Source organism: Nonomuraea sp. NPDC048901 (assembly GCF_040649695.1).
Taxonomy (GTDB): domain Bacteria; phylum Actinomycetota; class Actinomycetes; order Streptosporangiales; family Streptosporangiaceae; genus Nonomuraea.
Genome location: NZ_JBEZFW010000002.1, coordinates 451578 through 474607, shown reverse-complemented (window position 1 = coordinate 474607; position 23030 = coordinate 451578). Strand labels below are relative to the sequence as shown.

At 70.4% G+C, this 23030-nt stretch carries 19 protein-coding genes; 12 read left to right on the top strand and 7 right to left on the bottom strand.

Annotated elements, in window-relative coordinates:
- Positions 1 to 7: 7 nt before the first annotated feature.
- Both hrpA and ppgK read right to left on the bottom strand, forming a co-directional pair.
- Entirely contained in the window at positions 8 to 3877 is a 3870-nt protein-coding gene (gene hrpA, locus AB0C30_RS07295; protein WP_357940594.1) for an ATP-dependent RNA helicase HrpA, read from the bottom strand.
- 359 nt (positions 3878 to 4236) lie between these two features.
- The gene (ppgK, locus tag AB0C30_RS07290; RefSeq protein ID WP_357940592.1) at positions 4237 to 4950 is read right to left on the bottom strand and encodes a polyphosphate--glucose phosphotransferase; all 714 of its coding nucleotides are present in this window, start codon (positions 4948 to 4950) and stop codon (positions 4237 to 4239) included.
- A 220-nt stretch (positions 4951 to 5170) separates the two neighbouring features.
- On the opposite strand from ppgK, the gene AB0C30_RS07285 reads away from it, so the two are divergent.
- Positions 5171 to 6199 carry a TIGR03118 family protein gene (locus tag AB0C30_RS07285; RefSeq protein WP_357940590.1) on the top strand — a complete coding sequence of 343 codons (1029 nt, stop codon included), beginning with the start codon at positions 5171 to 5173 and terminating at the stop codon, positions 6197 to 6199.
- Positions 6200 to 6558: 359 nt separating this feature from the next.
- Here AB0C30_RS07285 and AB0C30_RS07280 read toward each other — a convergent pair whose 3' ends face one another.
- From AB0C30_RS07280 to AB0C30_RS07270, 3 genes are read right to left on the bottom strand one after another with little or no spacing between them, the layout of a single operon-like run.
- Entirely contained in the window at positions 6559 to 7149 is a 591-nt protein-coding gene (locus AB0C30_RS07280) for an HAD-IA family hydrolase (RefSeq protein WP_357940589.1), read from the bottom strand.
- Positions 7146 to 7751 carry a response regulator transcription factor gene (locus AB0C30_RS07275; RefSeq protein ID WP_357940587.1) on the bottom strand — a complete coding sequence of 202 codons (606 nt, stop codon included), beginning with the start codon at positions 7749 to 7751 and terminating at the stop codon, positions 7146 to 7148. Before AB0C30_RS07275 ends, AB0C30_RS07280 begins: the two co-directional genes overlap by 4 nt.
- 54 nt (positions 7752 to 7805) lie before the next feature.
- Positions 7806 to 9329 carry a carboxylesterase family protein gene (locus tag AB0C30_RS07270; RefSeq protein ID WP_357940585.1) on the bottom strand — a complete coding sequence of 508 codons (1524 nt, stop codon included), beginning with the start codon at positions 9327 to 9329 and terminating at the stop codon, positions 7806 to 7808.
- 129 nt (positions 9330 to 9458) lie between these two features.
- Here AB0C30_RS07270 and AB0C30_RS07265 point away from each other — a divergent pair, with 129 nt between their 5' ends.
- A complete protein-coding gene (locus AB0C30_RS07265) occupies positions 9459 to 10277 on the top strand; it encodes a DUF4253 domain-containing protein (RefSeq protein ID WP_357940583.1) in 819 nt (272 codons plus the stop codon).
- Positions 10278 to 10514: 237 nt separating this feature from the next.
- Here AB0C30_RS07265 and AB0C30_RS07260 read toward each other — a convergent pair whose 3' ends face one another.
- Both AB0C30_RS07260 and AB0C30_RS07255 read right to left on the bottom strand, forming a co-directional pair.
- Positions 10515 to 11345 carry an SAM-dependent methyltransferase gene (locus AB0C30_RS07260; RefSeq protein WP_357940581.1) on the bottom strand — a complete coding sequence of 277 codons (831 nt, stop codon included), beginning with the start codon at positions 11343 to 11345 and terminating at the stop codon, positions 10515 to 10517.
- A gap of 174 nt (positions 11346 to 11519) precedes the next feature.
- The gene (locus AB0C30_RS07255; protein WP_357940579.1) at positions 11520 to 12767 is read right to left on the bottom strand and encodes a Scr1 family TA system antitoxin-like transcriptional regulator; all 1248 of its coding nucleotides are present in this window, start codon (positions 12765 to 12767) and stop codon (positions 11520 to 11522) included.
- 335 nt (positions 12768 to 13102) lie between these two features.
- Between AB0C30_RS07255 and AB0C30_RS07250 the strand changes: the two genes are divergently transcribed.
- Genes AB0C30_RS07250 through AB0C30_RS07205 form a run of 10 tightly spaced genes read left to right on the top strand, consistent with a single transcriptional unit; the run spans position 13103 to position 22999 of the window.
- The gene (locus AB0C30_RS07250) at positions 13103 to 13762 is read left to right on the top strand and encodes a hypothetical protein (protein WP_357940577.1); all 660 of its coding nucleotides are present in this window, start codon (positions 13103 to 13105) and stop codon (positions 13760 to 13762) included.
- A complete protein-coding gene (locus AB0C30_RS07245; RefSeq protein ID WP_357940575.1) occupies positions 13759 to 15354 on the top strand; it encodes an MFS transporter in 1596 nt (531 codons plus the stop codon). Before AB0C30_RS07250 ends, AB0C30_RS07245 begins: the two co-directional genes overlap by 4 nt.
- An 11-nt stretch (positions 15355 to 15365) precedes the next feature.
- A complete protein-coding gene (locus tag AB0C30_RS07240; protein WP_357940573.1) occupies positions 15366 to 15680 on the top strand; it encodes a hypothetical protein in 315 nt (104 codons plus the stop codon).
- A 30-nt stretch (positions 15681 to 15710) separates the two neighbouring features.
- Positions 15711 to 15908 carry a hypothetical protein gene (locus tag AB0C30_RS07235; RefSeq protein WP_357940570.1) on the top strand — a complete coding sequence of 66 codons (198 nt, stop codon included), beginning with the start codon at positions 15711 to 15713 and terminating at the stop codon, positions 15906 to 15908.
- Positions 15908 to 16297: a hypothetical protein gene (locus tag AB0C30_RS07230; RefSeq protein WP_357940568.1), complete on the top strand. Its 390-nt coding sequence runs from the start codon at positions 15908 to 15910 to the stop codon at positions 16295 to 16297. Before AB0C30_RS07235 ends, AB0C30_RS07230 begins: the two co-directional genes overlap by 1 nt.
- Positions 16294 to 17022 (top strand): hypothetical protein, encoded by a 729-nt coding sequence (locus AB0C30_RS07225; RefSeq protein ID WP_357940565.1) that lies wholly within the window; start codon positions 16294 to 16296, stop codon positions 17020 to 17022. The genes AB0C30_RS07230 and AB0C30_RS07225 overlap by 4 nt, the downstream gene beginning before the upstream one ends.
- Positions 17019 to 18209 carry an FAD-dependent oxidoreductase gene (locus tag AB0C30_RS07220; RefSeq protein WP_357940563.1) on the top strand — a complete coding sequence of 397 codons (1191 nt, stop codon included), beginning with the start codon at positions 17019 to 17021 and terminating at the stop codon, positions 18207 to 18209. The genes AB0C30_RS07225 and AB0C30_RS07220 overlap by 4 nt, the downstream gene beginning before the upstream one ends.
- Before the next feature lies 1 nt (position 18210).
- Positions 18211 to 19011, top strand: coding sequence for an aspartate/glutamate racemase family protein (locus AB0C30_RS07215; protein WP_357940561.1), 801 nt, complete (start codon positions 18211 to 18213; stop codon positions 19009 to 19011).
- Between the two features lie 5 nt (positions 19012 to 19016).
- Positions 19017 to 19994 carry a porphobilinogen synthase gene (gene hemB / locus AB0C30_RS07210; RefSeq protein ID WP_357940558.1) on the top strand — a complete coding sequence of 326 codons (978 nt, stop codon included), beginning with the start codon at positions 19017 to 19019 and terminating at the stop codon, positions 19992 to 19994.
- A 56-nt stretch (positions 19995 to 20050) separates the two neighbouring features.
- Positions 20051 to 22999 (top strand): hypothetical protein, encoded by a 2949-nt coding sequence (locus AB0C30_RS07205; protein ID WP_357940556.1) that lies wholly within the window; start codon positions 20051 to 20053, stop codon positions 22997 to 22999.
- Positions 23000 to 23030: the final 31 nt, after the last annotated feature.

Here is a 23030-nt window from a genome sequence, read left to right as displayed (position 1 = left end):
AGCTTCCTCAAGGCGCGAGCTTCTCCATCGCCTTGGCGATGCGCTTCTCCGACACCGGCGTGGGCGTGCCCAGCGTCTGGGCGAAGAAGCTGACCCTGAGCTCCTCGATCATCCAGCGGATCTCCAGCACGTCCGGATCCGAGCGTCGCGCCGGGTGGAGCCGGGCCAGCAAGTCCTCGTAGGCGTCCTCCACCTTGTGCACCCGGTCCATCCACTCCTCGTCCCGCCACGGCTCCTCGGGGAGCTTGGTCAGGCGGCGTTCGATGGCTCGGATATAGCGGAGTATGTCGGGTAGGCGGCGGTAGCCCGTCGCGGTGATGAAGCCCGCGAAGACGAGCTTGCCCAGTTGGTCGCGGACGTCCGAGGTGGAGGCGCTCTGCCGCAGGGCGTCGAGGCGGGTGCCGATCGCGTGCCACACGGTCAAGATCTGCTCCGTGCGCCCCAGTACCTCGGCCGAGGTCTCGTACACGTGCGCGCGTACGTGCTGATAGAGCCGGTCGAACGAGACCGGGTCCCAGGCGGGGCCGCCCAGGTCGAGCATGAGCTTGTCGATCGCCGCGTTGACCACGTCGTCGAAGAGCGCCACCGCGCCCCCGTGCGGGCTGCGCGACAGGGCCAGCTTGGCCTGGTTGGACAGGCCGCCCAGCAGTGACTTGGCCGGGTTGGTGACGTTGAGCAGGAGCAGGCGGCGGGTGCCGGGCCAATGGGAGCGGCGCTGTTCGGCCTCCGTCTCGAAGATCTTGATCGACACGGAGTCGCCGTCGTCCACCAGTGCCGGATAGCCCTTCATGCGGCCCTGCTCGAAGACCTTGGGCAGGGTGCCGAAACTCCAGGTGTGCAGGCCCGACTGCTCAAGGTCGTCGGCGGCGGCCGAGAGCGTCTTGCGCAGGCGCGGCGCCAGGCGCCGCTTGAGGGCGTCGAGGTCCTTGTCCTCGGCGATCGTGCGCTTGCGCTCGTCGATCACCCGGTAAGTGATGCGCAGGTGGTCGGGGACCTGGTCGAGCTGCCAGGCGTCGTGCGGCACGCGTACGCCGGTCAGCCGCAGCAGCTCTCGCTCCACGGCCTCCAGCAGGGGTTCGCCGCCCTGGCGTACGCCTTGGAGCACCTGCTTGGCGTAGTTGGGGGCGGGGACGAAGTTGCGGCGCAGGTGCTTGGGCAGCGACCTGATCAGGGCGGTGATCAGCTCGTCGCGCAGGCCGGGGATCTGCCAGTCGAACCCGTCGGAGCTGACCTGGTTGAGCACCTGCAGCGGCACGTGCACCGTGACGCCGTCGGCGTCGGCGCCGGGCTCGAACTGATAGGTCAGCTTCATCCGCTGGCCGAGCTGCCGCCAGGCGTCGGGGTAGTCGTGGGCGCTGACGTCGGCGCCCTCGTTGACCAGCATCTCGGGCGAGTACGTCAGCAGGTCGGGCTCGGTGGTCCTGACCTTCTTCCACCAGGAGTCGAAGTGGCGCGCGGACACGACGTCGGCGGGGACGCGCTGGTCGTAGAAGTCGAACAGCGCCTCGTCGTCGACCATGATGTCGCGCCGGCGGGCCCGGTTCTCCAGCTCCTCGACCTCTTCGAGCAGCTTCCGGTTGTCCTGGAGGAAGCGGTGGTGGCTGTCCCAGTCGCCTTCGACGAGCGCGTGCCTGATGAACAGCTCGCGTGACAGGTCGGGGTCGATGCGGCCGTAGTTGACCTTCCGCCCGGCCACCAGCGGTACGCCGTACAGCGTGACCTTCTCCAGCGCGATCACCGCGCCCTGGTTCTTCTCCCAGTGCGGCTCGGAGTAGGTGCGTTTGACCAGGTGCTGGGCCAGCGGCTCGACCCAGTCGGGCTCGATCTTGGCGTTGACCCTGGCCCACAGCCGGGAGGTCTCGACGAGCTCGGCCGACATCACCCACTGGGGCTGCTTCTTGGCCAGCGCGGAGCCGGGGAAGATGGCGAAGCGGGCGTTGCGGGCGCCGATGTACTCCTGGATCGGGCGGCGCCCGTCGGGGGCCCGCTTCTCCATGACGTCCTTGACGCCGATGTGCGACAGGAGGCCCACCAGCAGCGCGGCGTGCACCTGCTGCGGGTCGGCCTGCTGGCTCCCCGGCTGGGCGCCGAGGGATTGGCGGATCTGGCTGTAGATGTCCTGCCACTCGCGTACGCGCAGGTAGTTGAGGAACTCCGACTTGCACAGGCGGCGGAAGGCGCTGGAGGACAGCTCCCGCTGTTTGTCCCGCAGGTGGTTCCACAGGTTGAGGTAGGACAGGAAGTCGGACTCCGGGTCGGCGAAGCGGCGGTGCTTCTCGTCGGCCTGCTGCTGCTTGTCGACGGGCCGCTCGCGCGGGTCCTGGATGGACAGCGCGGCGGCGATGACCATGACCTCGCGCAGGCAGCCGTTCTTCTCGGCCTCCAGGACCATCCGGCCCAGGCGCGGGTCGACGGGCAGCCCGGCCAGCTTGCGCCCGATGCTCGTGATGCCGCCCTGACTGTCGAAGGCGCCCAGCTCGTGCAGCAGGCTCACGCCGTCGCGTACCTGGCGGCGGTCCGGCGGCTCGACGAACGGGAACGCCTCGATGTCGCCCAGCCCGATCGAGGTCATCTGCAGGATGACCGAGGCCAGGTTGGTGCGCAGGATCTCGGGGTCGGTGAACTCCGGCCGCTTGAGGAAGTCCTCCTCCTCGTAGAGCCGGATGCAGACGCCGTCGGAGGTACGGCCCGAGCGGCCCTTGCGCTGGTTGGCGCTCGCCTGCGAGATGGCCTCGATCGGCAGGCGCTGCACCTTGGTGCGATGGCTGTAGCGGGAGATGCGCGCATAGCCGGGGTCGACGACGTATTTGATGCCCGGGACGGTCAGCGACGTCTCGGCCACGTTGGTGGCCAGGACGATGCGGCGGCCGGTGTGGCGCTGGAACACGCGGTGCTGCTCGGCGGCGCTGAGCCGGGCGTACAGCGGCAGCACCTCGGTGTTGCGGAAGTCGGCCTTGTCCAGCGCGTCGGCGGCGTCGCGGATCTCCCGCTCGCCCGACAGGAACACCAGGATGTCGCCGGGGCCCTCGGTGACCAGCTCGCGGCAGGCGTCGACGATGCCCTGCGTCTGGTCGTCGTCCTCGTCGAGCGGCCGGTAGCGCACCTCGACGGGGTAGGTGCGGCCCGAGACCTCGACGATCGGGGCGTCGTCGAAGTGGCGGGAGAACCGCTCCGGGTCGATCGTGGCGCTGGTGATGATCAGCTTGAGGTCGGGACGCTTGGGCAGCAGCTGCTTGAGGTAGCCGAGGATGAAGTCGATGTTGAGGCTGCGCTCGTGCGCCTCGTCGATGATCAGCGTGTCGTACTGCTCCAGCAGCCGGTCGTTCTGCAGCTCGGCCAGCAGGATGCCGTCGGTCATCAGCTTGACCAGGGTGCGGTCGCTGGCCTGGTCGGTGAAGCGCACCTTGTAGCCGACCGCCTGGCCCAGCTCGGTGCCCAGCTCTTCGGCGATGCGCTCGGCCACCGTACGGGCGGCGATGCGGCGCGGCTGGGTGTGGCCGACCAGGCCCCTGACACCGCGGCCCAGCTCCAGGCAGATCTTCGGGATCTGGGTGGTCTTGCCGGATCCGGTCTCCCCGGCGATGATCACGACCTGGTGGTCGCGGATGGCCGCGAGGATGTCGTCCTTGCGCTGGGATACGGGGAGATTTTCCGGATAGCTGACTTCTGGTACGGCTTCGCGGCGCCGGGCGAGGCGGCGCTCGGCGCGTTCCACGTCGGCGAGGATCTCCGCGGTGATCTTGTCCCGGGCCTCGCGGGAGCGTACCCGGCGCACGCCGTCGAGCCTGCGCCGCAATCGCCGCTGGTCGCGCGGCATCAACTCGGGCAGGCGGGACTGGAGCTCGGTGAGTGGAGAGGACAACGCAGAGGTTCCCATACTGCTATCAGGATATTTGAGCTCCGCGTCCCCGGAGCCAACCCACCATGCTGCCCCACGGCGCCGGGGTCCGCATCCGAATATCCGTCGACGGGGATCGCCCAGGTAGGGCCCGCGCTCTCCGGTTGACCGTGATCGCCCAAGACGGGCCCACTCTCCCCAGAGTTGTCGCCTTGGACGACCACGGTCACTAATGAGACTCCCGAGAAGCCCATCAGGTTGCGTTCCGGGCCAACCTTTCTTGATCACCCAGGTCGGAGGCTCGCGAAACAGGCGACCCCGCCGCCTTGCCCCCCTCAATCGCGAGAGCCTCCCCCGGACGGACGCCGCCGGTGGGACTCAGCGAGCCGCAAACGTGATCATTTGACGGCTAGGGCGGCGCCGATGATGCCCGCTTCGTTGCGCAGGCGCGCGGGGACGACTGCGGTGTCCACGTGGACGTACGGAAGGAACTTGTCCGCCTTCTTGCTCACCCCGCCGCCGATGACGAACAGCGACGGCGAGAAGAGCATCTCCACGTGCCGCAGGTACTCCTCCACCCGCCCGGCCCACTTCTCCCACCCGAGGTCGTGCTCCTCGCGGGCGTGATCGGAGGCGCGGCGCTCGGCGTCCTTGCCGTGGAGCTCCAGGTGCCCCAGCTCGGTGTTGGGTACCAGGACGCCGTCGACGAACACCGCGCTGCCGATGCCCGTCCCGAACGTCAGCATGATGACGGTCCCCATCCGGTCCCGGCCCTCGCCGAACCTCATCTCCGCGACGCCGGCCGCGTCGGCGTCGTTGAGGACGGTCGCGCCGTCGAAGAGCTTCCTCGCGTCGACGCCGATCCAGGAGTGGTCGACGTTCGCGGCCGTCATGATCACGCCGTCCACGACCACGCCGGGGAACGTGACGCCGACCTGTCCCGTCCAGTCGAAGTGCTTGACGATCTCCACCACGACCTCGGCCACCTCGCGCGGCTTGGCCGGCTGCGGCGTGGGGATGCGCAGGCGCTCCTCTGTCAGCCGCCCCGACGCGGTGTCCACGGGGGCGCCCTTGATCCCGGATCCGCCGATGTCAATGCCCAAAACTTCCATGTACCTCAACTCCCCAGGAAAACGCCCGATTGACGTCCGAGGCCAATATTTCTGACCGTTACTGAACCGCACTTGCGTCCCCCACGTATCTCCGGCCACAAGCGCTAACAAGGAGGCACGGATGCGGCTCCGCATCATCACACTCTGCGCTGGTGCGGTCGTCTTGAGCACGACCCTCACCGCCCCCGCACAGGCAGCGACGAATACCAAGTTTGACGTCGTGAATCTCATTTCCGACATCCAGGGGAAGGCAGCCGTCCACGATCCTAAACTGGTCAACCCGTGGGGACTGGCCATGGGCAAGACCCTGTGGGTCTCCGACACGGGCACCGGCACCGCGACCGTCTACTCAGGAGCGGGCAGGAAGGAGGCGACCGAGGTGGCCATTCCCGGTGGCGCTCCGACCGGCCAGGTGTTCAACTCGGGCGAGGGCTTCACCGTCAAGGGCAAGCCCGCCACGTTCATCTTCGCCAGCCCGAGTGGCGCGATCACCGGCTGGAACGCCGAGGTGGACCCGAAGAACGCGATCATCGCGGCCTTCACCCGGGGCGCCGACTACAAGGGCCTCGCGCTGGTGAACACCGACGATGGCGACTTCCTGCTGGCCGCCGACTTCGCCAACGGGCGCCTCGCCGCGTGGAACTCGGAGTTCGAGAAGATCAACCTGTCCCGCAGGGCGTTCAGGGACCCCTCGGTCCCCTCCAATTACCACCCGTACAACGTGACGTTCAGCGGCGGCAGCGTATGGGTCGCCTATGCCCTGCGTGACTCGCAGACCGGCAAGTCCATCGCGGGCGCCGGCAAGGGTTTCGTCAGCCGCTTCAACGTGAACGGACGCCTGGTCGGACGCATCGCGCGCACCGGGCTCAACGCCCCTTGGGCCGTGACCGCCGCGCCGAAGCAGTTCGGCGCGTTCGCCGGATCGGTCCTGGTCGGCAACTTCGGCGACGGGACGATCCACGCCTACCGCGGCAACCGCCACCTGGGCGCGCTGCGCGATGGCAACGGCAAGACGATCTGGCTGCCGGGCCTGTGGGACCTCGAGCCGGGCACCGCCGCCACCGGCGGCGAGAACGCCCTGTGGTTCTCCGCGGGCATCGACAAGGCCCAGCACGGCCTGGTGGGCGTGCTCCGGCCCGCCGGCACGGGATCGCAGGTGAGCACGCCTTCGTCGAGCCCCACGCCGACTAACCACTCGTCGCACAAGCCGTCGACGACGTCCAGTCAGTCTCCGTACGGGAGTTACTGACCGGACCCGCTGAACGTTTCCGGCACGGCAGGCGCGAGCCGTGCCGGAAACAAGCTCTTGTTTCTGGTACGCGTTATGTACGTCTTTTATGAGGCTTGGACGGGATAACACGCATCCCGTGCAAGTCCGTATGCATTTGTGATCGTTCTTCCCAACGGACCGTCCCCTTCCACTCGCCCGAAGGGAGTATCTCTCCAAGGGACCTCAGCCACGACGGGCCGTTTCTCCCTCCCCCCGGAGAGGGTGTCCCTCCCTGAGGACATCAGCCACAACGGGCCTTCTTGTTCCTCTCCCCAAAGGAAGGACCGGCACAGGGGTCGAGAGGGCCGCATGAACGAACCCGCGGGGAACCTCGGTCGCTAGTCGAAGAGCCCGGTGAGCGCGGGAGTCAGGTCGGCGATGCTCCGGTAGTGCACGCCGGTCATCCCCACGGCCGTGGCGCCCGCCACGTTCTCCAGCCGGTCGTCGACGAACAGGCAGCGCTCCGGCGCGACGCCCGCCAGCTCGGCCGCGAGTTCGTAGATCCGCCGATCGGGCTTGGCCACGCCCACCCGGGCACTGCTGACCACCGCGTCGGCGAAGTAGGCCAGCCCGAGCCGCTCCAGGTGCTCCTCCAGCGTGTCCATGGCATTGGTGACCAGCACCACGGGCACCCGCCCCTGCGCCCGCGCCAGCAGCACCCTGACCTCCTCGTCCACCCAGAACGGCACCTCCGCGAACTCGGCGGCGGCCTGGCGGGCGCGCTCGTCGCCGCCCAGCGCCACGGCTATGGACTCGACCCACTGGGCCTCGGTGATGTGACCGAGCGTGGCGGGGCCGATCAGGTCCGGGTCGAAGGCGGTCTTGCTCAGGGGCAGGCCGTAGCGGGCCTCGATGTCGGCCTGAACCGCGTGGTCGAAATGGCGGAGCACTCCATCGAGATCACAGAGAACCGCGTCAAAGGGGGTCACAGCCACCCATTGTGCCGTGCCAGCTGGGCGGCCTCGATCCTGTTGCGGGTGTTCGTCTTGCCGATGGCGGACGACAGGTGGTTGCGTACCGTGCTCTCCGAGAGGTGCAGCCGCGCCGCCACGTCCGCGATCGTGGAGCCGTCGAGCGCCGCGGCCAGCACGTCGCGCTCGCGGTCCGTGAGCGGGCTGGGCCCGGCGTTCAGCGCGGCGGCGGCCAGGGCCGGATCGAGGATCCGCTCCCCCGCCACCGCCCGCCGGATCGCCCCGGCCAGCTCCTCCACCGGCCCGTCCTTGACCAGGAAGCCCGCCGCACCCGCCTCCATCGCCCGCCGCAGGTAGCCCGGCCTGGCGAACGTCGTCAGAATCAGCACCACGCACTCCGGCAGCGCGGCACGCAGTACGGGCAGCACGTCGAGCCCGCTGCGGCCGGGCAGCTCGATGTCGAGCAGCGCCACGTCGGGACGGTGCTCCGTGGCGGCCGGCACGATCGCGTCGCCGGAGGACACCTGGGCGACGATCTCCAGGTCGTCCTCCAGCCCGAGCAGCAGCGCCAGGGCGTCGCGCATCATCCCCTGGTCCTCGGCGATCATGACCCTGATCACGACGCCTCCCCTCGCGCTACGTCTACTTACAGAAGGCTCTACTTGCAGAAGGCTCTACTTCCAGAAGGCCAGCTGGTGCTCGGCAGCGTAGTCGACCGGCCGGACGGCCCCCGGAGCCAGGGACAGGGTGCCGGACGAGACTCGCGGCCAGGCGGGCAGCCCGCGGCCGTTCGGGTCGCCGGTGCGGGCGAAGTTCGTCCAGTAGCTCATCATCTGCCCGGACAGCTTCTCCTGGGCGGGCGACAGCTTGGCCTTGGTCTCCGGGAAGATGTACGGCAGGTCGCCGGCGTGGTAGGCGCCCCAGTCGAAGTCCGCCTCCAGCGGCAGGAACATCGGCGCCTTCCGGTCGGCGAACTCGTAGCCGTAGACCGGCGCCTTCTTGGCCAGCAGGGCGTTCTGCTCATGGGTGGACCGGGCCCACATACGATCGGTCAAGACGGTAGCCCAAGCGATACTCGGCGACTTATAGCGATTTACCGGATATTTCCGGGCAATTCTCTCAGCCTTCGCTCCGAACGCATCTTTTAGCAATTTCCGGTAATCCGGAGATGTGCCCTGGACGTCGTAATTCATCCCGACAAAGATCCGGTGTTCGTCCTTCGTCGTCCCGGCAAGGACCGGCATCGGGCTGGTGTGCCCCTTCCGCATCGCGTCGGCCGGCGACTCGGGCAGGACCTCGTTGCCGTACGCGTACGCCTGGAAGGCGTTCATGATCTGCGGGACCTCGAGGATCTTCTTGACCGGCAGCGCGCGCAGGCACGCCAGGTCCGAGCAGCCCAGCTGCTTGGCGTACACCTCTCCTATGGCGCTCACCTGTGCGGCGGGCCGCCACGCGAAGGACGGCAGGGCGGGCACGCCCGGCACCATGCTGTTGGCGGGCATGTCCATCAGGGTCTCGCCGCTCTGCATGATCGCCCGCTGGAACAGGCCTTTGGCGCCCGGCGAGGCGAGCTGGCCGCCGATCGACAGCGCGCCGTAGGAGACGCCGAAGGCGGTCACGTTGCCCGGGTCGCCGCCGAAGGCCGCCGCGTTCCGCTTGACCCAGCGCAGCGCCTCCTGCTGGTCCTGCAGGCCGTACGTGCCCGAGTCGCGCAGCCCCGGATAGCCGAACCCGCTGAACACGCCGAGCCGGTAGTTGATCGTCACGACCACCACGCCCTTGGCGGCCAGCTTCCGCGCGTCGGAGAAGTGGCCCGCGCCCACCGCGCCGTCGCCGTGGATCCACACCATGACCGGCCGGCCCTTCCCGGGGACGGCGGGTGTGGTGACGTTCAGGAACAGGCAGTCCTCGTTGTCGCTGCTGGTCGGCGCGTAGACGGTGCCGACCTGCGGGCACATGGCGCCCGGCTTGGTGGCCTCCCGTACTCCCTGCCACGCGGGCGCGGGCTTCGGCGCCTCCCAGCGCGCCGCCGTGGCGTATTTGATGCCCTGGAACAGGCGGTTCGTCGCGGTCACCGTGCCGCGCACGGCTCCCGACGCGGTCTCGACGACCGCCGGATCCGCGACAGGCCCCGGTTTGCCGGCGGACGGTTGGGCGCACCCCGTGAGGAGTACGGCCAGCGCTAGCAGAATCTTCATGCCTCCACGGTCTCGGAGGCGGGGCGTCGGCAGAAGATTCGCCTGTACGGGATCGCCCAGGACAAAAGTCCTGACGCAACGGTCGGCATTACCATCTCCGAGACAGGATTCGGTACTGAAACGGTGGGCATGAACGATCACCAGCTGCCACGTGAGGTGTGCCAGCTGTTCGCCGACGGCGGCAGAGGGCGGCTCCTGCCGGTCGATCTGCCCGAGGGCGACGTCGTGTGGCCCGATCCCGGCTACACGCACCAGGGCCAGGCGTCCAGGCCCGCGTTCTGGATGAGCGACGAGGCCGTGGCGGGCGACGACTGGGCTCGGTTCCGGGCCGCCCACGCGCGCAGCGGTCTGTGGCCTGTTCTGCTGGACGAGTCCGCGCAGCCCTGGTCGATCGGGCAGATCGTGCCGGACGAGGCGCTGATGATAGATCACTTCACGGCCGAGGGGTTCATGGCCGAGGTGTGGCAGGAGTGGGTCTCCCAGATGCCGCCGGACGCCCTGGCGGAGCTGGAGCCGTTCGGCGCGCTCTGTCCGGGTCCTGCCCCGCCGGGGGTGCTGAGAGCCGATCCGGGGGCCGTCGCCGACTGGTATGCCCGTGAGCTGTCATCCAGGGGCCTGCCGCTCGGCCTGGTCGCCGCGCATCGGGGTGCCGACGCGCTGGCCGTGATGGGCTGGCAGGGGGCTTTGCACCACAACGAGTGGATGGTGCCGATGGCGGCGGTGGTACGCAGCTGGGAGGACCGGTTCGGGATCCGGGTGGTGGGGGTCGGCTTCAACACGCTGGAGCTGAGCGTCGCCGCGCCGCCGGTCGAGCCTGAGCACGCGCTGCATGTGGCGGCTGAGCATTGGACGTTCTGCCCGGACAACGTCGTCCAGGGGCCGGGGGATCTCCAGAGTTACGCGGAGCAGATCATCGGGCGGCATTACTGGTCGTTCTGGTGGGATTAAGGGGACCGCTCTGGGGGTTCGTGACACGACCGTCTCGATTTCTGTGACGGTCCGTGGTGGCTGGGGTCTTGGGAGGGACACCCCCTCCGGGGGAGCGAAAGGAAACGGTCCGTCGTGGCCGGCGTCACTAGCGAGGGGCGAGGAAGAAGGCGGTCCGAGGGTCCGGCCGGTTTGGTGGGCCGGACCCTTGGGTGCGGGCGTCTGTGTGACGGCCGCGCGGGCGCCGTGGCCGGTGGGTCAGGGAAGGCGGGCCACGGCGCCGTAATTGCCCGACGAGCTCGGCTGGTCCGCGCACACGGAGTCGCCGTCGGGCCGCCATTGCGGGACCCACACCAGGCCCGGTTCCAGCAGCTCGAGCCCGTCCAGGAAGGTCGCCACCTCCGCACGTGAGCGGATCACGTGTCCCGGCAGCGTCATCGCGAGCAGGTCGTTGATGGCGGGCAGCAGTTCGGCGGGGATTCCGTCGAAGGTGGTCTGCAGGATCGCGAGGTAGCTGCCGTCCACGACGGCGTGGCACAGGCGTTTGATCACGAAGGAGGCAAGCTCGTCGTCGGTGAGGCTGTGGGTCGACAGAAGCAGCACCCCCACGGGCCGCTCCCAGTCGATGAACCGGGCCACGACCTCGTCGGCGAGCATCTCGTCGATCTGCCGTATGTCGCCCTCCACCACCCGTACGAGGTCGTTGAGGGGCTCGATGGTGACGCGGGCACTGGCCAGTATCAAAGGGTCGTTCTCGACATAGACGACGCGCACATCGGACGCGGCGGAGGCGCCACGGGCGACGTCGTGTAACTGACGTCCGGGCGGCAGCGCGCTGGGCACGCCACTGCCGATGATCAGGAACTGGTCGATGCCGGAACCCGCCAGGTGGGCGACCACCCGCGCCAGGTAAAGCAGAACTGCTCGCGCGGCGGAGCCAGTGACCGGAACCGCCTCGTCGTAACGGCGCACCGCATCACTGTCAACCTCGAAGTGGTTCTTCCCTCCCGCGGCGGCGTCGAGTATTCGGGTGACACTCGCGCGGGTGGTGTCAAGGTTGGTCAGATTTCGGATGGCACGCTGACGCATTTGAGTGTTGCCCCTTTCCCCTCGCCGTATCTCACGGGAAAGTCGGTCCCACTGACCCCACTCAATTTGGCCCAACAATACCAATGATCCATCAACCTCAGGATCTGACAATACGAAGAACAATATTTGTTGGGAAATATCCATTTCCCGTTTTTCGTGCTAGGGAGTGTCAGATCACCGGTGGCTCAGACGGTCACGGTGCGCATACAGCAGCTCGTGCGTCTCGTCGCCCATGGTGGTGGAGACCGACAACTTGGTAAACGCCTGGTGGTAGGCCTCTACCGCGGCCGCGTCGGTGATCACTTCGTCCGATTCGATGGCGTGGGCGCAGGCCACATCGGGCTCGAAGGCCTCCGGGAAGCGCCACATCGTGAACGGACCGCAACGGGGCAGGAAGATCGGATCGTCGATCGGCACCACGTGCAAGGAGATGTTGGGCCGCTTCGCGTACTCGATCAGCCGGTCGAGCTGAGCGGCCTGCGTCTCGGGGTCGGCGATCGAGCGCAGCAGGACGCTCTCGTCGATCACCGCCCACAGCACGGGTCCGTCGCCGTGGTTCAGCAGGGCTTGGCGGGATCGCATCAGGCGCACCGCCGCGTCGGCCGACGTCTGGCCGAGCCCGGCGCTGCCCGACACCTCGATGGCGGCCCGCGCGTAGGCCTCGGTCTGCAGCAGCGGGGGGACGATCTGGGTCTGGTACGTGCGGATCAGCGACGCCCGCTGCTCCAGGGCGTAGGTGGCGGCCATCCAGACGGGCACGGAGCCGGCGTCGTACCAGGAGGGCGGGCGTTCGCCGCGGGCCAGCGACAGGACGTATTCGCGGGTGGGCAGGGCGGTCACGCCGTAGAGGGTGAGCAGGCGCTCGACCGTGACGGGCGCGGGCGCGACGCGGCCCTCCTCTATCGCGCCGATGGCGGCGGCCCCTCTGCCCAGCGAGGTCTCGACCTCCTCCGGCGACATGCGCGCGATCAGCCGCAGGTTGCGCAGGCGGTCGCCGAGCGCCTCACGTTGCGGCGCGGTCAGCGGCGCCGCCGCCTCGGGGATCTCGGTGGTGGCGGGGGGCTGGTCGGGCAGCCCCTCGGCCGCGCGCGCGAGCTCGATCACGCCGCGCAGTACGGTCAGCGACCCGTCGGACAGCCCGGAGACCGACGCGCCGATGGCGGCGGCCCGCAACTGGAGCTCCTCGGCCGCGCCCGAGTCCGTGGCGTCCTCGCCCAGCAGCCAGCCCACGCTCACCTGTAGGCAGGCGGCCAGGGCGCGCAGCACCTGGAGGGTCGGGTTGGTCTGCTTGCCCGTGCGCAACTGGCTGACGTAGGCGCGGGTGATCGGGATGCCGGCTTCGGTGAGGGCCGCGGCGAGTTGCGCCCCCGTGAACCCGCGCTTGCTCATAGCGAGACCGAGTCGCTCGGCGAAGTTCGCCACTCGTACCTCCCAGCCGCCAGAAGCCTCCAGCGTAAAGGAAGCCTGGCTCGCCGTCCCCTGCCCTGCGGGGCGCGAAACTCCGCAGGGGGAGGTCAACATATACGAAAACTGTCAGTTGACACAACGAGCCGGGTACACCCACTATCGTACTGATCGTGGTAAGTGAGACTTGACAGCCGGAGGGTTCTGGAGAGTCTCCGGCGAGGAGGTGGCCGGACGTGACCGTCGATTCCGTCGATTCCAAGGTCCGTTCCTGGTTCTCGAAGAATCCGGCTCCCCCCGCGCAGGCCAGCGTGATCAGACGCGTCTGCGCTCGGGCGGCCCCTGAAAGGAACGTGATCCATGTAGCAGAGCTGCCACTCGGCGGCGTACAGGTCTGGGTGGAGGACACCCCTGACCGCTGGAGCGTGCAACACCGGATGGCCCGCGAGCTGAGGCTCGCCGGATGGCACACGGAGGCGAGTGCCGATCGCCTGCTGGTGCTCGGTTGGAGCGCCGACTGCCTGCATCACCGCGCCCGCATGCTGGCCTCGGCGCTGCGGGGCCGGTTGGCCGACTTCGACCAGACCGCGGTCATGGCGGTCATGATCGCCAACCCGCTGAAGGACCGGGACCTGTCCATCGACGAGATCGTTCTCGAGGTGGAGGAGCAGCTCAGCAGGTCGCTGCGCTGGCCCGACCGGCTCGCCGATCTCGACGGCCTGGAACGCACCGCGACCGTGGAGTCGCTGCGGCTCCGGCTGGCGCAGATCGCCGGCCTGGAGGCCAAGGTGGCCCGCCGCTGTGCCGAGCACCTGAGCCTGGCCACGCAGGTCGCCCTCACGCTGGCCGGCGGCGAGGTACCGACCAGGATCCGCGAGAACAGCCGGGACATCGGCCTGTCCGAGCGGGTCGTCGCCGCGAGCGTGCCGAACAACAGCCCGGCGCCTGTTCCCGCCGAACCCGCCCCGGCCCCCGTCGAGCCCGAACTCAGCTACGCGGAGTCGACGCGATGACCCTGACGCCCATCCGCGAGGGCGTCGCCGGTCCCACGATGGTGCCCGCGATGCCGACGGCTCGCCGGTTCCGGGGGCGATTCGCCGTACTGCGGCTGGTCGCCTCCGGGGTGGTGGTCGCGATCATGGCGGACAGCACCGCGACGACGCTGGCGATCCCCGTGCTCAGCCGCGACCCGCTGGCGGCCGCCCTGCCGCTGTCCGAGATCACCTGGGTGAGCACGGTCAACTTCGCCGCCGTCGCCGCACTGCTCGCCACCGCCGGACGCTTCGCCGACCTGCTGGGCAGGCGCAGCGTGCTCGCGCTCGGCCTGGCCCTGTACGGGCTGGGCGCGACGACGGTCATCGCCGCCCCCTCCTGGACCCTGCTCCTGGCCGGACGGGTGGCGCAGGGAGTGGGCGCGGCGCTGATGTTCCCCGCCTCGCTGGCGCTGCTGCTCGGCGAGCTGCCCGCCAACCGCCGTGCCGGCGCCATCGCGCTGTGGAGCGCGTCGTCCGGCATCGGGGCCCTGGCCCTGCAGGCGGGCGGTGGCTGGCTGCTGACCGAGTACGGCTGGCGGGGCCTGTACCTGCCCGGCGCGGGACTCGCGGCGGCACTGCTGATGCTCACCCCGGCGCTGCCCCGCAACCGCGGCACCAGACAGGGCGTACCCGACCTGTTCGGCGCGGTCCTGCTGATCGGCGCGGTCGCGGGAGCGGTGCTGGCCATCTCCCAGGGCAGCCTGTGGGGCTGGACCTCCGTACGCACGCTGGCGTGCGCGGGAGGCGGCGGGCTGCTGCTGGCCCTGGCCATCGCGATCTCCTGGCGGCATCGCGCCGGAGCGATCGACATGAGCCTGTGGCGGCGTCCCGGCTTCCTGTGGGCCGGTGCCACCTCCTGCATGTACGGAGCCGCGTCCTTCGTCGTACTGGCCATGGGGCCGCTCTACCTGCGCAACGCCGAGTTCGACGCCAGCACCATCGGCCTCTGGCTCACCCCGATCTCCATCGCCATGATCGTGTCGAGCCCGATGGCCGCGCCCATCAGCCGGCGCATCGGCGTCAATGCCGTCATCTACAGCGGTGCCCTCGTCCTCGGCACCGGCTGCGCGCTGATGCTGGCCCAGCCGTCCCCGAACCTGTGGTGCCTGCTGGGCGCCGTCATGCTGGGCACCGGGTTCGGCTTCCTGTCCACCGGAACGTTCATGGTCGGCTCGATGGCCGCCGACCCCAGCCAGTACGCCTCGGCGGTCGGCGCGATCAACACCGCGCGCATGCTCGGCGGAGCCATCGGCGTGGCCGGCGCCTCGGTGCTGGTCGACCATCCCATGCTGGCCGGACCGATGCCGGGCTTCTCCACGGTGCTGGTGGCCTGCCTGGCGGTGGCGGTGCTGCTCGGCGTCGCGGCGCTGATCCGCGTAGCCCTCGCGGCCACCAGCAGCCGGCCACGCCGTCCCTCGCTGCGCGAAGCGGAGGCGGAGCTGGTCGTGCTGCGCGGCCTGCTCGCCGAGCTCCGCGACAGCTTCGTCCAGGTCCGCAGCGAGGCCGAGCACGAGCTGGCCCGCTTCGGTGTCCGCGACCCGTCCGAGTTCCGGGCCCTTGACCAGCGCTGACAGGAGTGATCATGCTCGCGAACGAGACCCGCAGGCCGTACCCGCACCCCTATGAAGTGCGTTCGCCCAGGCAGGTACTGCCGTCCAGTGCGACGCCCGATACGGACGACACACAGCCCGCGAGGATTCCACGCCAGAGCATCCCAGCACAGGCGATCCCTCGACAGACCATTCCTACCCAGGCCATACCCACCCAGGCGGCCTCCGTGCCGCCGCAGACCCCGCCCGAGTTGACGGCCCGCACCGTCCACCGTCTCCGCCACATACGGCAGGTGTCGGACCAGGCGATCAGCGTGATCGACCAGGTTCTTCACCACGTGCCCTGAACCCCCCAGGCTCCTTCGCAGGAGGAACTCATGCTCACCATCCAGGTCGAATCCCCAGCAGGACTGGCAGTCGACAGACAACGGGAGTTCGCCGATACCGTGATCGGGGCAGCGGTGGATCTCCTAGGCGTGGAGCGCGGCGAGATACAGCTCGTCCTCACCGACTGGGACGAGGCACGGGCGCGTCGAGAGGCGGCTTTCTGGGCCGCGGCTTGGTCGGGTTGCTGATGACGGCCACCCTGACCCGCCGGACGACCGCCAGCGAGGGCGGAAACGTTCTGGGGGTGTCGTTCCGCTGCCCTTACGGTTCCAGAAGGGTCCCCACGGTGCCGGTGCCGCCTACCGTCCCCGTCGTACAAGCACTGAAGCGCAAGGCGAACGCCGTAGCGGACGCCGAACTCGGCCGGCTGGCCTCCCGTGCCCCCAGCCTGGACGCCGCCGCCCGCGCCGAGATCAGGGACGCCGTCCAGCGAGTGGTCGACGCCTTCCTGTACGAGCCGATCAACCGGGTGACCAGCTACGCCGACTCCCCCCTGGGAGAGAGCTACGCGGACGCCTTACGTGAGCTGTTCTCCCTGGAATTACCCGCCTTCGGTCCGGCCGGGAGCGCGGGATGAGCCGGGGCCGGGTCGGCGTGTTCGTACCGCCGGCGAACCCATCGGTGGAGCCCGAACTGGCGCGCCTGTTCGGGTCCCGGGCCGACATGTACGTCAGCCGCTTCCCGGTACGCCCCGGCCTCACCCTGGCGGAGCGGCTGGAGAGCTACAACGAGGTCCTGCCCGCGATGATCTGCTCGTTCGGCGACCTGCCGCTCGATGCGCTGGTCATGGCCTGCAGCGGCTCGCGATATCTGTTCGCACCCGAGGAAGATCGCGCGAGGTGCGACAAGCTGAGCGGTGAGGCGGGCATCCCGTTCGCCTCGGCGACCCTGGCGACGCGGGAGGCGCTGGAGCACATCGGGGCGCAGGAGTTCGTGCTCGTCTCGCCGTATCAGCCCTGGCTCACCGAACTCGCCGAACGCTTCTGGGCCGCGGCCGGTCTGCACGTCTCCCGCGTGATACCGGTCAGGGCGCAGGGCGGCTTCTCACCGTACGACGTCACGCCGAACGAGCTGGTCGAGCAGGTGGAGCAGGCAGGACTGCCGTCCGACGCGGTGGTGCTGTTCAGCGGCACCGGGATGTCCACGCTGCCCGCGCTGGGCCCCCTGGGCGCCGGAAACGACCGGGTCCTGCTCACCTCGAACCTGTGCAGCGCCTGGTGGGCGCTGGCGCACGCGACCGGGCAGCCGGTCACGCTCAGCCGGGTGCCGCACCGCCCGGTGGCACAGGGCCGGCCGTCATGAACGGCGTCACCGTGGTCGGCGCCGGCCCGGTCGGGCTGACCGCGGCGCTCACCCTGGCCCGCGCCGGAGTGCCGGTGATGGTGCTGGAGCGAGAGCCGGGCCTCAGCCGCCAGTCGCGCGCCTCGACCTTCCACCCGGCCACGCTCGACCTGCTGCAGGAGCTCGGGATCGCCACCGCGTTGATCTCCCGCGGCCGGGTGGTGGAGCGGGTGCAATGGCGTGACCGGGCGGGCCGGGTGCTGGCCGAGATGCTGATGGGCAGCCTCGACGGCCTGACCGAGCACCCGTTCCGGCTGCACGCCGAGCAGTCCACGCTCACCGCGCTGCTGCTGGAGGCGCTGTCGGCCTACCCGGAGGCGGACGTGCGCTTCGGCACCCCGGTCGACGGAGTGGCCGAGGGCGGCACGGGCGTCCGGCTGCGCATCGGCCGTACGTGGGCGCGGGCCCGCTACGTGGTCGCGGCGGACGGCGCGCACAGCACCGTGCGCAGCTCGCTCGGCCTGCCGTTCCCCCGCTCGGAGTATCCGACGCAGGCGCTGCGGATCTTCACCGACTCACCGCTCGACGCGCTGCTGCCCGGCCTGGCGCCGCTGACCTACATCCGCGACTCCCGGCAGTCGTGCAGCCTGCTGGCGCTGCCCGATCACTGGCGGATCATCATCAGGATCCCGCACGACACCCGCGACCCGCTCAATCCCCAGAACGTGGCCAAACTGCTGTTCCGTGCCCTGCCCACCGAGCAGGCGCCGATCCGGGTGATCGGGGCCGACCGCTACAGCCTGGCCCGCGGCGTGCTGGGCGACTACCGGTGCGGGCGGGTGCTGTTCGCCGGGGACGCCGCCCACCTGACCTCCACCGCCGGCGGCCTGAACATGAACGCCGGCATCCACGACGCCGTCGAGATCGGCCAGGTGCTCGCGGCCGTGCTCGGCGGATTCACCGCACCCGCCGCGCTGGACGCGTGGGCCTGGCGGCGGCGCACCGTACTGGTCAACCGGGTGATCCCGCGCAGTGAGGCGCGGGTGGCCGGCGTACAGGACCGGGACAACACCAAGCTGGCGGCGGCCATGGCGGGACTGCGCGCCATCGCCGGCGATCCGGAGTCCACCCGCGCCTACCTGGCGCAAGCCTCGATGCTCGACACCGTTCCATCTGGCCCGACCCCCCATCACGTGAGGCACGGCTGACATGCGCATCTGGTTCCAGAAACACACCGTCGAGGGTCGTTCCGCGCTGCTGGACAAGCTCTACGCCGAGCACTTATCCAAGATCACCGAACCCGGCACCGAGGTGGAGATCCACACGCTGCCGGCCGACACGTACGGCACCGACCTGCCCGAGCACCTGGTCGGATACGGGCAGCTGGGACTGCTGTTCGGCAACTACTTCGCGCAGACGGCCGTGGCGGCCGAACGCGACGGGTGCGCGGCCTGGATCAGCGGCGCGGGGCAGGACCCCGGGCTGGCCGCCGCCCGCTCGCGCGTGTCGATCCCCGTGGTCGGCTACGGCGACGCGGTCTGGCAGGCGGCGCGCATGGAACGCCACCGGCTGGGCCTGATCGGCTTCATCCCGCATCTGGCCGAGCCCATCACCGACAACATCCGGGCGGCGGGCGCCGACCTGGCCTCATATCAGGTGGTGGAGGACGGCACCACCCTCGTCCAGCGGGCCCTGGCCGAGGACTTCGGGCCGCTGCTGGCGGCCTACACGAAGGCCGCCAAACGGGCGGCGGACGCGGGGGCGCAGTGGCTGGTCCCCGCCGAAGGCATCCCGAACGAGATCCTCGTCCACCTCGGCGTGCACGAACTGCACGGCCTGCCGGTGATCGACCCGGACGGGCTGGCGGTCAAGACGGCCGAACACCTGTGCCACCTGCGCCGGCTCAACATCACCGCGCGCAGCACCTCCGGCTACTGGTTCCGGCTCCCGCCCGCGGACGCCGTCAGGCACGCGGAACGTGTTTTTCTCGGCAAGGTAATCGGAGGCTAGAACCCATGAGCTTCCCCGCGGACCGTCCCCGCCGCCTGCGGCGCACGTCAGCCCTGCGCGGCCTGGTCGCCGAAACGCGGCTGCACCCGGCCGACCTGATCCAGCCGTTGTTCGTCCGCGAAGGACTGGAGGAACCCCGAGAGATCCCCAGCATGCCGGGCCAGGTCCAGCACAGCCGCGACAGCCTGCGCAAGGCCGCCTCGGCCGCGGCCACCGCCGGCGTCGGCGGCCTGCTGATCTTCGGCATCCCGGCCGCCAAGGACCCCGAGGGGTACGGCGCCTGGGACCCCTACGGCATCGCGCAGCTGGCCCTCGCCGACGTCGCCGCCGAGGTCGGCGACGCCACCGTGGTGATCAGCGACATCAACCTGGACGAATACACCGAACACGGCCAGGTCGGCATCCTCGACGCGACCGGCGACGTCGACAACGACGCCACCCTGCGCGCCTACGCCCAGGTCGCCATCGCCCAGGCCAACGCCGGCGCCCAGGTGGTGGCCCCGAGCGGCATGATGGACGGCCAGGTCGCCGCCGTCCGCCAGGCGCTCGACCAGGCCGGTCACCATCAGGTGGCGATCCTGGCCTACGCCGCCAAATACGACTCCGCCTTCTACGGCCCGTTCCGCGACGCCGTCGAATCGCGGCTGACCGGCACCCGCTCGACCGCCCAGCAGGACCCCGCCAACAGCCGCGAGGCGCTGCGCGAGGTGCTCCTGGACATCGAGGAGGGGGCCGACATGGTGATGGTCAAACCGGCGGGCCACTACCTGGACATCGTACGCATGGTGGCCGACACGGTCCGCGTGCCGGTCGCCGCCTACCAGACCTCCGGCGAGTACGCGGCGATCGAGGCCGCCGCCGCCCAGGGCTGGCTCATGCGCGACCGGGCCATCCGGGAGAGCCTCATGGCGATCCGCCGGGCCGGCGCCGGGAGCGTGATCACCTACTGGGCTACGGAGATCGCGGAGCAGTTACCCGGCTGAGGCTTCTGGAGGCTTTCTGGACGCTTTTCGGTGACGGTACGCAGGAGGTGGCACGGGTGATGTGGCGGACGCTGACCGACGACGTACGCGAGGAAATCCGCGAGCTGTGCGACGAGTACGGGTCCCACCTCTATGACTACTGCCGCACGGAACTCGCCCAGAGCGAGGCCGAGCTGGCGGTCGCCGGGGCGCTGCTGTCGGCGTACGGCCACACGCATCGGGTCGTCGACTCCTCCCTGGTCCGGCCGTGGCTCTATGGGCTGGCCCGGGCGCATCGCGCGACCGTGGCCGGCCCGGCGAGCATCGGCTCGTGGTCGCGTTCCGGCCGGATGCCGGACCTGCTGCCCGAGGCCCTGCGCGCGCTGGACGGCCCGCAGCGGGAGCTGCTGGACCTGTCCGTACGGCACGGCCTCGCGCATCAGGAGATCGCCGTGATCTTCGATGTGACGCCTCCGGACGTGGATGTCATCGTGAGCGAGGCGGCCCGCGGGGTCGAGCGCTGGTTCTCCGCCGTCATCGCCGCCCGGTCCGCCAACGGATGTAGCCAGCTCGCGGCCAAGGTGTCGGCCTGGGCGACGACGCCCACGCGGCGCAACCGGGCGCGCATCAGCCGCCACATCCCCACCTGCCCCACGTGCCGGGCGGCGCCCCGAGCCGTGGTGGCGGCCACACTGCTGCGCGAGCTGCCCATCGCCACCGCTCCACCCACGCTGCGCGACCGCCTGACGTGGGCTCAGCCGCTTCCGGACGCGGGCGAGCTGTGGCGGGTGGACGGGTTCCCCGTGCAGGTTCGGGGGCTGGTCGAGGCCGCCCCGATGTTGATCTCCCCGATCGCCGACCCCACGGCGGCGATCAGGGGTAGCGCCTGGCCGGCGGCGGGCGCGGCTGCCGCCGGCCAGGAACGCAAACCCCACAGGAGCCACCGCGCCCCTGCCCCACCTGGCTTCGGCACCACGGCATCTGCCCCGTCCCGTTCCGGCTCCCCCGCCGCTGCCGCATCCCGAAGCGACGCCCCGGCCGCCATCCCGCACCAGCGGTCCGATCCGGATGCGATCGCGGCGGCTCTCGAGCACGAGACCACCATTCCGCTCGCCCGGAAGCCCGCTGCCGGGGTCCTCCCGCGACGCACTCCGGCCACCGGCCCGTCCGCGCCCGGCCTCCTGGCCGCCCCCGTCTACGAGGCGCCTGCCGCTCCCCCGCGAGACGTCCCGGCCAGCCGTCCGGCAGCCGGGGATGCGCGTCTGGGTGGGTCCGCGCTGGCTGAGCGGGTCTCACCACCGCCCGACAGGGTCTCGCCATCGGCCGACCGCGTCTCGCCATCGGCCGACCGCGTCTCGCCATCGGCTGGGCCGGTCTCGTCTCCGCCGGAGCCGGTCCTGCGGCTGCCCGGGCTGGTCATCGGCGGGCCGCCCGTGCTGAGCGCCCCCGTCAGCGACCCGCCCGTGCGCGACGCGTCGAACGGCCAAGCGCCGCACGGCACGTCGAACGGGCAGGCGCCGCCCGACACCTCGAACGGCCAGGCACCGCCCGACGCGGCCGATCGTGGCCCGGCCGGTGCCGGTCCGCGTGGTCGTCACCCCTTCGGGGACCGCCAGCGGGACGTCCTGGTGGCCACCGCCCGCGACCGGCAGGGCGTCTTCGTCGCGGCCAGCGGCACCCGCCGGGACACCCCCGCCACCAGGAGCCGCCCGGCCCCGTCAGCCCCGGGCAGCCGCCGGGACGCCACGACCACGAGCCCGCACCGGGACGCGACCGCCCCCGGCAACCGCCGGGGTGCCCCCGACACCCACCGGGACGCCCAGACCACCACCGGTGAAGCCCACCGAAACGGACAGCTCGCCACCGCAGACACCAGCCGAAACGGACAGTTCGCCACGACGGGCACCCGACCCGGCGCCCAGAGCGCGACCCCGACTACGGACGCCCTGATCGCGGGCGCCCAACGGGACGCCCTGATCACCGCTCCCGGCACCCGCTGGGACGCGCCGTTCCCCACGACGGACACCCACGCGGGCAGCTACGGGGGCACCCAGGCCGACGCCCGCGCGGAGGCCCTGTTCACGACCGCGGCCACGCTCCGAGACGCCCTGATCATGGCCACCGGCGAGCACCGAGACCTGCTGGTCGCGACCCAGAGCACCGACGGCGACGCAGAGGACGACGGCCCGGACGGCCCGGGGTCGGAGTTCTGGCGTAACCGTCCGGACGACCAGCAGACCGAGTTCTGGCGCAACCGCCCGGGCGAGTACGAGTCCGACGGCCGGCTCTCCATCCGGTCCATAGCCACAGTGGGGCTGCTCGTCGGCGCCGGGATGCTGGTGGCGAGCCTCGCCTGGTCCGGCATCCAGAGCCGCCACCAGCCCGAGGTGCCCGAGCCGCAGACCAAGCTGTCGGGCCCCGGCAGCGCCCCGGCCGTACCGCCGGGGAGCGGGAGCACCCCCAACCTCATGCTCAACCCCACAGTGGTCCCACCGCCCACGGACGTGCCGGCGCCCCCGACGGCCAACCCGGACTCCAAGATCAGCGACACCGCCACCGGCGAGATCCGGCCGCAGAAGGTGAGTCTGCCCGGCCCCAGGCCACCGGTCGCGAGGCTGTCGCCGTCGTCGATCAACCTGGGCACCCGCCGTACCGGATTATTCGGGCTGATTTGTCCGGGAAGCTGCAAGATCACCACGGTGTCCGGGACGAAGGGGATCGCGGTCTCCGCGCACGCGTTCCGCGTCCAGGCGCCCGCGTCGCGGCCCGGCTGCCCGGGGCCGCCCGCCACCGAGTTCGGCAAGGTCACCGTACGGTGGACCGGCACGTCCAGCGGTAACGGCCAGAGCACCACGGGCCTCGTTCGCGGCAGCGGGACACTCACCCTGCGCCTGTCCTGGACCGTGGCCAACGCCAAGGGATCGTACGTGTCCGACGGCAAGGGCAGCGGCTACTGGACGAACTGTGGCTGGCCCGCCACCGGCGGCGAGGGAGCCCAGCACCAGCCGCTGCCCGGCTCCGGATGAACCTCCATGTGGTGGCGGGAGGGCCCGCCAC